Origin of the sequence: Streptomyces sp. OR43 (assembly GCF_008042275.1) — a bacterium.
Taxonomy (GTDB): domain Bacteria; phylum Actinomycetota; class Actinomycetes; order Streptomycetales; family Streptomycetaceae; genus Streptomyces.
On record NZ_RDBK01000016.1, the window covers coordinates 18,297 to 29,740 of the forward strand.

Below are 11,444 nucleotides of genomic sequence, written 5' to 3' on the forward strand. Positions count from 1 at the left end.
GCGTCGGGGTGGGCCGGTGCGGTGGGGGTCTTCTCCGGAACCGACTTCATCCGACCCTCCCGCCAGCCACCGATCCGCCCGGACGTCGTGTGTCAGGCTGCCGCGCGCGTACCGGGCGGGCGGAGGATGCGCGGGCCGTGGCCGGGGCACGTCGCCGTGGCGCGTGAGGTGCCGGCGGACTGCCTCTTCGGGCAGCCGTCCGTGCACGGCGGGGCGGCCGAGTATCCGTTCCCGGTGATCGCGCAAGTGATGAGAATGACTCGCGGTCCCGGCCATGGAACGGGGCGCGGAGCACATCGAGGAGCGCGTCAAGGAGAGGCTCATATGCCGTCGTACCTGTCCCCGGGCGTCTACGTCGAAGAGGTCGAGTCCGGATCCCGGCCGATCGAAGGGGTGGGCACCTCGGTCGCCGCCTTCGTCGGCTTCGCCCAGCGGGGGCCGTTCGACGAGCCGACGCTCATCACCAACTGGAGCCAGTTCGCCAGTACCTTCGGCGACTTCGTCGACGGCATGTACCTCGCCTCCGCCGTCTACGGCTTCTTCGCCAACGGGGGCGGCATCTGCTACGTCGTACGCATCGCCGAGGGCGCGGACACCGGCGCGGGGGAACTGGCCGCCGGGGCCGAGGTCCAGATCGGGCCGTACGCCGTCAAGCCCCGGGCCGGTGTGGCCGGCGAGATCAGTGTGCAGGTCGCGGAGGCCGAGGGCGACGACCCGCCCTCCGACGTCTTCCAGCTGATCGTGAAGCGGGACGGGCAGGTCGCGGAGACGTACCCGTCCGTGACGACCAAACGCAGCAAGGAGAACGTCGCGACCCGCGTCAACGCGAAGTCCGAGCTCATCGAGATCCGGGAGACGGGGCGCGGCGCCGCCCCGGCACGGCCCGACGCCCAGTCGGTCGCGCTCGCCCCCGCCGCCCCCGCAGCGGGCGGCGCCGGTGCGCTCGCCCCTGAGGCGTACGTCGGTGACGCCGACCGCCGCACGGGGCTCGGCGGCCTCGAAGCCGTGGACGAGGTCACGATGATCGCCGTGCCCGACCTGATGGGCGCGTACCAGCGAGGGCTGCTCGACCTGGAGTCCGTGATCGCCGTGCAGCAAGGACTCATCAGCCACTGTGAGTTGATGGGCGACCGCGTCGCCATCCTCGACCCGCCGCCCGGCCTCTCGCCGCAGCAGGTCAGGAGCTGGCGCACGGACCGGGCCAACTTCGACTCCAAGTACGCCACGCTCTACTACCCCTGGATCAGCGTCGCCGACCCGGCCTCCGGACGCGCCGCCCTCGTACCGCCGAGCGGCCACATCGCGGGGATCTGGGCGCGCAACGACGACACGCGCGGAGTGCACAAGGCGCCGGCCAACGAGGTGGTGCGCGGCGCCGTGGCGCTGCAGACGCAGCTCACCAAGAGCGAGCACGATCTGCTGAACCCGATCGGGCTCAACTGCATCCGCTCCTTCCCCGGGCGCGGCATCCGGGTCTGGGGCGCGCGGACACTGGCCTCCGACCCGGCCTGGCGCTACCTCAACGTCCGGCGGCTCTTCAACTACCTGTAGGAGTCCATCCTCGCGGGCACACAATGGGTCGTCTTCGAGCCGAACGACGACGCGCTGTGGGCCCGCATCCGGCGCACGGTCTCGGCGTTCCTGGTGAACGAGTGGCGCAAGGGCTCCCTCTTCGGGCTCACACCCGACGAGGCGTTCTACGTGAAGTGCGACCGCGAGACGAACCCGCCCGAGAGCGTCGACGCGGGGCAGGTCATCTGCGAGATCGGCGTCGCACCCGTCAAGCCGGCCGAGTTCGTGGTGTTCCGGCTCTCCCAGCTGACCGGCGGGACCGGGGGAGTCGACGAATGACCGGGCTGTCGGCGACGACTCGATCAGCAGTGACCCGCCCGTCCTCCCACATGGCGTAAGGAGCCTGTTGTGCCGCTTCCCGATCTTGACAGTTCCGTCGGACACTCCTTCGGCCTGGAGTTCGACAGCGTCATCATCAAGCAGATCACCGAGGTCAGCGGTCTGAAGATGGAGCAGGACGTCATCGAGCTGAAGCAGAACACCGCTGACGGAAAGTACGCCATCAAGAAGCTGCCCGGCCGGCCCAAGGCCGGCGAGGTCACCGTCACGCGCGGCCTCACGGAGGACAACAGCTTCGAACGCTGGATCAAGGACTCCCGGTTCGGCCGCATGATGAGCGCCCGGCGCAACGGTGCCGTCATCGTCTACGACTACGAGGGTCTGCCCATCAAGCGGTACAAGCTGATCAACGCCTGGCCCAAGTCCCTGGAGATCGGCACGCTGAAGGCCGGGGACACCTCGGTCCTCACGGAGAAACTGTCGATCACGTACGAGAGCATGGAGCTCGACTGATGCGGCGCACGGTCCAGTTCCAGGCCCCGCCGGGGGAGTCGGCGGAGCGGGAGAGCGCCGGGCGGTCCGAGCCGCTGCGTACGGAGTTCGCCTTCGACCTGCCGCGCGGGTACGTCGACGAGGCGGGCACCGTCCACCGCTCCGGCGTGATGCGTCTCGCGACCGCCCGCGACGAACTCGTGCCGCTGCGCGACGACCGGGTGCGCGAGAACTCCGCCTATCTGTCCGTCGTCCTGATCTCCCGCGTCGTGACCAGGATCGGAACGGTCGAGGACATCCATCCAGGAGTCATCGAGGACCTGTTCGCCTCCGACCTGGCCTTCCTCCAGGACTTCTACCGCCGGATCAACGCGGAGGGGCACACGCGCGCCGCGGTGTCGTGTCCGTCCTGCAAGGAGGAGTTCGCGGTGGATCTCGCCGGCGGTCGCCTGGGGGAATCGTGACGTACGCGGCCGACCTGCTCTACGAGGAAGTCGCGTACCTCGCCTACCACTTCCACTGGCCGCTGGACGACTTGCTGGATCTGGAGCATCCGGAACGGCTGAAGTTCGTCGCACAGATCGCTCGCCTCAACGGGCAGTAGCGAGGAGCGCAGGGAGGACGGGAGATTCATGGGGCTGATGTCCTGGTTGCGCGGCGGTCGTTCCGCCGGCGACGATCCGTCCCCGGGTGACGGGCACGCTTCGCGGCCGGGCCGGGCGGACCGTGTCGATGTGAGTCGCCTGGCGCCCGTGCAGCGGTCCGTGACCGGACAGGACCTCATGATCGACCCCGGTGGATTCCAGGCGGCGCTGACCACGAGGCAGGACACCGCACTCGGTACGCCGTTGGGTCATCTGGTCAGCCCGGAGGCCCCCGCCGGGCTGGTGCACGGAGTCGCCCTCGCGGCGCCGGCAGCTCCCGCGGTCCAGCGGGCCGTCGACATGCCGCTCCGGCCACGGAGCAGGCCCGCTCCGGTGGCTGTTCAGCGCGCGTACGGGGAGAGCGGTCCCGCTCTGACGACCACTGCGGGCTCGTCGGCCGAAGCCGGGTTGCCCGTACGGCGCTTGGTGGGAGACGAGCCGCTCGTGCAGCGATCGGAGGCGGCCGGTCGGACGGATCCGGGGTCTGACACGAGCGAGCCTTCGCCGGGTGCGGCGCTGCGTCAGCGCGTTGATTCCGCCCCTTCGGCACAATCCCCTCGACGCACGCCCGGACTCGGGGCGCCGCTGCCCGGTCTGCCGCCCACCGTTCAGCGACAGGCCCATCGGCCGTCGGATGCTCAAGCCTCAGCGTCCCGGCCGCCGGTGGTGCAGACAGAGCCCGACTCGGTGGCCTCGGCTGACGATTCCTTCGGTTCGGCGGGCGATGCGACGCCCTCGACGCCGGGAGTCCACGTGCCATCCGGCGGGACCGAAGCGGCTGTTCGGGTCGTCCCGCTGCTCGGTGATGCACCCCTGGTGGGAGCGGTCTCCGGGGGAGAGCCGGGCGGGAAGGGCGTGGCCGCCGCGACCCCGGCATCCACTGTCCCCGTCCAGCGCTCCGAGGCCGTCCGCGACGGGCTCCTGCCCGTACCTCCACCCGCCGCCGGCCCGTCCGCGCCACTTCTCGGGGATCGGCCGCTCTCCCTCCGGTCCGCCACCGCCCCCGGGACTGCGGCCGGGGCAGTCGTCCAGCGCTCGTCCGAGGGCGGCGGCGGGGCGCGGCGGATGCCGCCGCCCGGCCCGGCGCCGAGTGAGCCCGCTGCCGTACCCGTACGGTGGACCGTCCCGGATCCGGGAGCGCCCGCCGGTCCGCCGGCACCACTCCTCCAGCGTGAGGCGGCCCCCGTACAGCGTCAGGCGGCCGGGGCGCCGCCCGTGCAACGCCAGGCGGCCGGGGCGCCGCCCGTACAACGCCAGGCGGCCGGGGCGCCGCCCGTGCCCGCATCAGCGACTGTCCGCACGGGCGGCCGGGCCGACGCATTCCCGGCCGCAGGTGCCGTCGCCGTCGCGGCCGGGGTGGCCCAGCGGATGGCCGACGGGAGCGTCGTCTTCGGGGCCGCACCCCTGCACGGCACCTCACGGCCGGTCATCCAGCGGGACGCCGAAATCGCCGAAGAGCCGCCACCGCTGCCGGACCCCGAGCCGCCTCCCGTACCGGAACCGGAGCCGGAGCCCGGACCCGAGACGACAGCGGGCCCCGAGGCCCGGCTCGCAGCCGGTGACGCCGATGCCCGCGCGGGGGCGGCGGCAGGCCAGGGGGTCCCGACCGTTTCGGACGAGCTGGTCCGGGCGCTCTACGGACCGCTCAGCCGCCTCCTGAAGGCCGATCTCCGGCTGGACCGCGAACGCGCCGGCTTCCACATCGACACCCGCCACTGACGATCAGCGCCCTTCACCCGCGCCACCCGAGTTGCTGAGTCACCCGAGTACCGGAGCCACCCGAGTACCCGCGCCACCCGAGTTGCTGAGTCACCCCAGTACCCGAGCCACCCGCGTCCCCGAGTCACCGAGCCACCGATCGAGAGGCACGTCCCATGGCCACCTCCCCGGACGACGACCCCGCCGTCAGCGTCTGCTTCGTCGTGACGATCGACGACATCGAACTCGGGTCGTTCAACACCTGCGACGGACTGGGCTGCGAAGTGGTCCTGGAGACCCGGGAGGAGGGTGGCAACAACGGGCATCTGTGGCAGCTGCCCACCCGGCTGAAGTACTCCAACGTCAAGCTGTCCCGCCCGCTCACCCGGGAGACGGAGAAGGTGGCGCGCTGGTTCGCCACGATGACGACCGGGTTCAGCCGCAAGACGGCGCACATCGAGGCGCGCACCGGCGACGGGCGGAAGGTGGCCCAGTGGGGGCTGCTGGAGGTCGTCCCCGTCCGGTGGACCGGTCCCTCGTTCACTCCCGAGTCGCCCAAGGTCGCGATGGAGACGATCGAGATCGCCCACCACGGCTACGTGATGGAGGGCTGAGCAGGATGAGCGGCGCGGGACCCATCGCCTTCAGTGCCGCCGGTACGTCCGGGGTGGCGTCCGCGGGGAAGGGCGGCTCGGCCAGGCCCAAGCTGGAGCACGCCTACCTGGAGCTGCGGACGCCGCCCACCGGCGGCGGGCTCACACCCGGTGGTCCGTGCGGACGGATCGACTTCCAGTTCAACCCCAAGGAGCTGAGCCTGACCAAGGCCGCCTCCTGGAAGCGCACCCCGGCCAAGGGCGCGAAGAGTTCCGGCCCGCCGGAGTACCAGGGTTCGCAACCCAGCAAGCTCACCGTCGAGATGTTCTTCGACGCCAGCGACACCCAGGACACCCGGGTGGTGACCTCCGTGGAGCAGCTCTTCGCCTGCTGTGTGCCGACGAGCGAGACGCGGCAGCAGCAGCGGTCGTCACCACCCTGGGTGGTGTTCCACTGGGGCGGGCTCACCGGATTCCCGGGGTACGTCAGTCAAGTCGCGGCGAAGTACACCCTGTTCACGACCTCAGGGGTGCCGATCAGGGCCGTCTGCCAGGTCACGATGGAGGAGATCAGCGGGGAGACGCCCGGCCAGAACCCGACCTCCGGCGCGCTGGCCGCCCGGCGCGTGCACCGGGTGGCGGCCGGGGACTCGCTGCCGTCGCTGGCGCACCGGGAGTACGGCGACGCCGGCGCGTGGCGGATCATCGCGGAGGCGAACCGTATCGACGACCCGTTGCGGCTCGCACCGGGGACGCAGCTGCTGCTGCCCGCTCTCGACGAGCTGAGCAGACTCGGCAGTGACGCGGACCGGGGGCGAGGCCGATGACCGGGCAGGGCGTCGCCAGCGCGCTGGTGGTGGAGTTCGACGGCGCCCCGCTCCCCGCGACGTTCGTGAACACCCTCGTCGAGGGGTACGTGGACGACAGCCGTACGCTCCCCGACCTGTTCCTGCTGAGGTTCCGGGACCCCGGCCGGGTCCTGCTGGAGCAGACCGGACTGAGGATCGGCAGCGAGGCCCGGCTGCTGGCCCGCGCCGGCGGCGACACGGCACCGAAGCCGCTGCTCGAAGGAGTGGTCACCGCACTCGAGGTGGAACTCGACGAGACCGGTACCTTCACCGTCGTACGGGGCCTCGACGAGTCGCACCGGCTGATGCGGGGGCGGCGGGTCGCCAGCTACCAGAACATGACACTCGCCGACATCTGCCGACAGGTCGCCCAGCGCGCCGGTCTGAAGCCCGGAACGGTGGATGTCGCCGGACCCGTGATAGAGCACCTGGCCCAGCCCAACGTCACCGACTGGGAGTTCGTGCGCGGGCTCGCCGAGGAGGCCGGGGCGCAGGCGTACGTCCGGGACGGGCAGTTGCACATCACCCGTCCCGCCGAGGCGAGCGGGGCGCCGGACGGGTCCGCGCGCGCCGACCGCAACCCGCTCGTCCTCGAACTGGGCGACAACCTGCTGCGGTGCCGCGCCGGGGTCTCCGCCGCCGAGCAGGTGTCCGAGGTGGAAGTGCGCGGCTGGGACGTCGCGGCGAAGCAGCCGGTGATCGGCAGGGCCCCGGCCGGCACGTCGCCGACCCTGGAACTCGGCGTGACGGCCGCCGAGGTGTCCGCCCCGTTCGGCGAGGCACGGTTCGTCGTCACCGACGCGGCGTACGGGGCGCAGGCGCAGGTGGACCGGGCGGCGAAGGCGCTGGCGGAACGGATCGCCGGGTCGTTCGCGGAGCTGGAGGCGGCGATCCGGGGCAACCCGGAGGTCAGGGCGGGCAGCGCGGTGGCGCTCAACGCGGTGGGCGCGCCCTTCGAGGGCCGGTACACCGTCACCTCCACGCGCCACGTGTTCGACGCCGTACGCGGGTACGAGACCTGGATCACCGTGTCCGGGCAGCAGGAACGCTCACTGTTCGGACTCACCGGAGGCGGGAAGGAGGCGGCGGGCCTACCCGGCCGATGCGCCGGCCTGGTCAGCGGGACGGTGACGGACACCCAGGATCCCGAGGGGTCGGGCCGGGTGAAGGTGCGCTTCCCGTGGCTGTCCGACGAGTACGCCAGTGACTGGGCGCGCACGGCACAGTCCGGCGGTACGGGCGGCGGCGAGGCCTTCATCCCGGAGGTCGGCGACGAAGTGCTCGTCGGCTTCGAGCACGGGCACCTGGACCGGCCGTATGTGCTGGCCGGTCTGTACAACGGGAAGGACCGGCCCGGGGGAGGCCCTCCGGGCGCCCCGGGAAGCCCCGCCGAAGGCGGCGACCTCGTCGATCCCACCACCGGCGCGGTGAACCGTCGCGCCTTCGCGTCCAAGAGCGGAAACCAGCTCGAACTGCTGGACGCGGCGAACGGCCCGCAGGGAGTCAGACTCCGCACCGGCGACGGGAAGCTCACCATCGACCTGGACCGGCGGGGGACGGCCGTCGTCATCAACAGCGACGGCAGCGTGACGATCGAGGCCAAGGAGCGGGTCTCCGTCAAGGCGGCCGAGGGCGTCGCGCTGGACGCCGGACGCGGAGCGCTGGAACTGACCGGCGACAGCGTCACGGTGACGTCCCGCAGCGGCGTCGCCCTCGACGGCGGGAACGGCAGGGTCGCGCTCTCCACCGGCGGCGCCGTGGAGGTCCGGGGCGGCCAGGTCACGGTCGACGGCACCCAGCGCATGGACGTGAGGAGCGGCGGGTCGGTGGCCGTCAACGCACCGATGATCACGCTCAACTGACCTGCCGCAAGCAGGGGAAGAGGAGTACACCGCATGCCGTCAGCCGCAGCCGCTCGGGTCACCGACCCCACCGGCCACCCCGGCACGGTCGGGCCGCCCGGAGTGGGGTCGGTGCTGATCGGCGGGAAGCCCGCCGCCACGGTCGGCACCGCCCACCAGTGCGCGTCCCCGCTCGCCCACCCGCCGTCCACGATCGCGCCGCCCGGCAGCACCACCGTGCGGATCGGCGGGAACCCCGCCGCCCGGGTCGGAGATCTGAGCGGCTGCGGTTCGCCGGTCGTGTCGGGCTGCGCCACCGTACTGATCGGAGGCTGAGCCGGGATGGGACAGCAGTTCATCGGAGCCGGCTGGGCGTTCCCGCCCCGTACGGACGCCACCGGGTCCATCGCGCTGGTGCGCGGCGAGCGGGAGCTGGAGGAGTCCATCCGGCTGATCCTCGCGACATCCCCGGGCGAGCGGCCGATGCGGCCCGAGTTCGGCTGCGCCGTCAACGACTACGTGTTCGCGCCCGCCGACGCGGGAACGGCGGGACAGCTCGCGTACGAGGTACGGCTGGCGCTGGAGCGATGGGAGCCCCGGATCGACGTCGCCGAGGTCACCGTGCGGTTCGACGAGGCGGACAACGGGGTCCTCTACATCGACATCGGTTACGCGGTGCGCGGCTCCAACGACCCCCGCAACCTCGTCTTCCCGTTCTACGTGATCCCGCAGCACGCGCAGGAGCCGACGACCCACGACGACGAGGAGGCCGGCGCGTGACGCTGCCCAGTCCCCATCTGGACGACCGCCGCTTCCAGGGCCTGGTGGACGAGGCCAAGCGCCTGGTCCAGCAGCGCTGCCCGGAGTGGACCGACCACAACGTGTCCGACCCCGGCGTCACCCTCATCGAGGCGTTCGCCACCATGGTCGACCAGCTCGTCTACCGCGTGAACCGGGTGCCGGAGAAGAGCTATCTCACCTTCCTCGACCTGATCGGGGTCCGGCTGCACCCGCCCACGGCCGCGCACACCGACGTGACGTTCCGGCTCTCCGCGCCCCGGCCCGACCCGGTCGTCGTGCGGGCCGGGACGGAGGTCGCCACCGTGCGTACGGAAACGGAGGAAGCCGTCGTCTTCACGACCGCCGAGCAGCTGACGATCACTCCCTGCGCCTTCGCCCACCTCGCCACCTGGCCGGTGTCGGGGGAGGCGGCGGACCGCACGGACGAGCTGGCGATGGGCCGGGACGTGACGTGTTTCGGGGCGGCCCCGGCGCCCGGCGACTGTCTCTACGTCGGTCTGTCGGCCGCGGTCCCCGCCGGAGTCGTCGTCCTGCGTCTCGACTGCAAGGTCGAGGGCGTCGGCGTCGATCCGCTGCGGCCGCCGCTGGTCTGGGAGGCCTGGGACGGTTCCGCCTGGACGGTCTGCGAGATCGAGAAGGACGACACCGGAGGCTTCAACCGGTCCGGCGAACTGATCCTCCACCTGCCGAGGACGCACACCCCGGCGGCCGTCGTGCGGCGCACCGGGGGCTGGCTGCGCTGTCGCCTGATCGACGCCCAGGACGGCCGGCCCACGTACCTGGCGCCGCCCGTCGTCCGCCGGATCACCGCCTTCACCATCGGCGCGACCGTGGCGGCCGAACATGCCGAGACCGTCGCCGACGAGGTGCTGGGCGCGGCGGAAGGAGTGCCGGGCCAGATGTTCGAGCTGGCCCGTCCGCCGGTGGTACCCGGTGATTTCGTGGTCGAGGTGGCCGACCCCGGAAGCGGACCGGAGCCGGAGTACACCCGGTGGACCCGGGTCGACGACTTCGCGCACTCCGGACCCGAGGACCATCACATCACCCTCGACCCGAACTCGGGCCGTGTCGAGTTCGGGCCTGCCGTACGGGAACGGGACGGCTCCGTCCGCCACTACGGCGCGGTCCCTCCGAAGGGCGCCACCGTCCGGGTACGGTCCTACCGCACGGGCGGCGGGCTGCGCGGGAATGTCGCCAGATCGACACTGAAGGTCCTGCGCAGCGCGATCCCCTACGTGGCCCGGGTGGAGAACCGCAGGCCGGCCCTCGGCGGTGTCGACGGCGAGAGCGTGGACAGCGCCCGGGTGCGCGGGCCGATGACACTGCGGACCCTGCACCGCGCCGTCGTCCCGCACGACTACGAACTCCTCGCCCGCGACATCGCCCCGGACGCGGCACGCGTGCACTGCATCCGGGCGGGCGAGCCCGGGGACGACGACGGTTCCACCCACGGGGTGCGGCTGCTCGTCGTCCCGGCCGGCCGCAGCGACGAGCAGGGCAGGATCGAGTTCGACGAGCTCATCCCTCCGGCACACACCCTTCGCCTCATCGCCGGGCATCTGGAGGCCCGCCGCCCGATCGGGGCGCGCCTCGTCGTCGAGCCGCCGTTCTACCAGGGCGTCACCGTCGTCGCCTCGGTGCAGGCCGAACGCGGAGCGGTCGCGGAGCGCGTACGGGAGGCTGCGCTGGCCGCGCTGTACGGGTACTTCAACGCGCTGTCCGGCGGGCCGAACGGGCAGGGCTGGCCGTTCGGGCGACCGGTCCAGTCGGGCGAGGCGTTCGCCGTGCTCCAGCGGGTGCCCGGGGTGGACCTCGTGGAGGACGTACGGCTCTACCGGGCCGATCCGGTCACCGGTGAACGCACCGACGCCACGGCCAAGATCCCGCTGGACCGGCACGCGCTGGTCTTCAGCTACGAGCACCAACTCCGGGTGAGGGGAGCCTAGATACCGATGCGCACCGGCGTCACCGGACTTCCGACCCCGCACCCCCTGATCGACCAACTGCCCGCCGTCTACCTGGAGCAGGATTTCCTCCGGCGCTTCCTCGCCGCGCTCGACGAGGTGCTCGCACCCGTCCTGCTCACCATCGACAACCTGCCCGCCCACCTCGACCCCCGCAGCGCCCCGGAGGACTTCCTGGCCTGGCTGGCCCAATGGGTGGCGGTGGACCCGCACGAGGACGGTCCCGTCGAGCGGCGCCGGGAGACGGTACGGGGAGCGGTCGCCCGGCATGCCCGGCGCGGCACGGCGGGCGGGCTGGCCGACGCGGTACGGCTGGAGACGGGCGTGGAGGCGGAGATCACCGAGAGCGGCGGAACGGCCTGGTCGACCGTGTCGCAGACCGCGCTTCCGGGCCGGGCAAGCGCCTGGGTGACGCTCCGGGTCCGCGAACGGGCGGGGCGGCCCGTCGACCGGGTGCGGCTGGAGGAGCTCATCGGGACCGAGATCCCGGCCCATGTGGGGTACACGCTGGAGATCCTGCCTCCGGCCTCGGACGTGGAGGGTGGTGCGCAGTGATCTGCGAGGCGTGTGGTCACCGGAATGCGCCGGGGCGCGAGTTCTGCGCGTCCTGCGAGGCATTCCTTGCGTGGGAACCGGCGGAGGCGGGCGAGGCCGGACCGGCGCCGCGGGCGGCGGGACGGCCGGAGCCCCCGGCGCCCGCCCCCGACCGGGA

11 protein-coding genes and 1 pseudogene are annotated in these 11,444 nt (G+C 72.3%); all 12 read left to right on the top strand.

What is annotated here, in order from left to right; genetic code table 11:
- Nucleotides 1-324: 324 nt before the first annotated feature.
- The 12 genes and pseudogenes from EAO72_RS09150 to EAO72_RS09200 all read left to right on the top strand — a co-directional run bounded on the left by EAO72_RS09150 (nucleotide 325) and on the right by EAO72_RS09200 (nucleotide 11,287).
- A pseudogene (locus EAO72_RS09150) lies at nucleotides 325-1,851 on the top strand (phage tail sheath family protein).
- A 69-nt stretch (nucleotides 1,852-1,920) separates the two neighbouring features.
- Nucleotides 1,921-2,364 (top strand): phage tail protein, encoded by a 444-nt coding sequence (locus EAO72_RS09155; protein ID WP_148016754.1) that lies wholly within the window; start codon nucleotides 1,921-1,923, stop codon nucleotides 2,362-2,364.
- Nucleotides 2,364-2,807, top strand: a complete 444-nt coding sequence (locus EAO72_RS09160; RefSeq protein ID WP_148016755.1) for a hypothetical protein — start codon at nucleotides 2,364-2,366, stop codon at nucleotides 2,805-2,807. The genes EAO72_RS09155 and EAO72_RS09160 overlap by 1 nt, the downstream gene beginning before the upstream one ends.
- On the top strand, nucleotides 2,804-2,947 hold the full coding sequence (locus tag EAO72_RS41860) for a DUF6760 family protein (protein WP_187284983.1): 144 nt from the start codon (nucleotides 2,804-2,806) through the stop codon (nucleotides 2,945-2,947). Before EAO72_RS09160 ends, EAO72_RS41860 begins: the two co-directional genes overlap by 4 nt.
- Before the next feature lie 1,315 nt (nucleotides 2,948-4,262).
- Entirely contained in the window at nucleotides 4,263-4,706 is a 444-nt protein-coding gene (locus EAO72_RS41865; protein ID WP_187284984.1) for a hypothetical protein, read from the top strand.
- A 155-nt stretch (nucleotides 4,707-4,861) separates the two neighbouring features.
- Nucleotides 4,862-5,299 (top strand): phage tail protein, encoded by a 438-nt coding sequence (locus EAO72_RS09170; RefSeq protein ID WP_148016756.1) that lies wholly within the window; start codon nucleotides 4,862-4,864, stop codon nucleotides 5,297-5,299.
- 5 nt (nucleotides 5,300-5,304) lie between these two features.
- Nucleotides 5,305-6,105 (top strand): CIS tube protein, encoded by an 801-nt coding sequence (locus tag EAO72_RS09175; protein WP_148016757.1) that lies wholly within the window; start codon nucleotides 5,305-5,307, stop codon nucleotides 6,103-6,105.
- Nucleotides 6,102-7,988 (top strand): VgrG-related protein, encoded by a 1,887-nt coding sequence (locus EAO72_RS09180; protein WP_148016758.1) that lies wholly within the window; start codon nucleotides 6,102-6,104, stop codon nucleotides 7,986-7,988. The genes EAO72_RS09175 and EAO72_RS09180 overlap by 4 nt, the downstream gene beginning before the upstream one ends.
- A 33-nt stretch (nucleotides 7,989-8,021) precedes the next feature.
- Nucleotides 8,022-8,303 carry a PAAR domain-containing protein gene (locus EAO72_RS09185; protein WP_148016759.1) on the top strand — a complete coding sequence of 94 codons (282 nt, stop codon included), beginning with the start codon at nucleotides 8,022-8,024 and terminating at the stop codon, nucleotides 8,301-8,303.
- Nucleotides 8,304-8,309: 6 nt separating this feature from the next.
- On the top strand, nucleotides 8,310-8,747 hold the full coding sequence (locus EAO72_RS09190; protein ID WP_148016760.1) for a GPW/gp25 family protein: 438 nt from the start codon (nucleotides 8,310-8,312) through the stop codon (nucleotides 8,745-8,747).
- Nucleotides 8,744-10,714 (top strand): putative baseplate assembly protein, encoded by a 1,971-nt coding sequence (locus tag EAO72_RS09195; RefSeq protein ID WP_148016761.1) that lies wholly within the window; start codon nucleotides 8,744-8,746, stop codon nucleotides 10,712-10,714. The genes EAO72_RS09190 and EAO72_RS09195 overlap by 4 nt, the downstream gene beginning before the upstream one ends.
- A gap of 6 nt (nucleotides 10,715-10,720) precedes the next feature.
- Complete coding sequence (locus EAO72_RS09200) at nucleotides 10,721-11,287, top strand: phage tail protein (RefSeq protein ID WP_148016762.1); 567 nt, start codon at nucleotides 10,721-10,723, stop codon at nucleotides 11,285-11,287.
- Nucleotides 11,288-11,444: the final 157 nt, after the last annotated feature.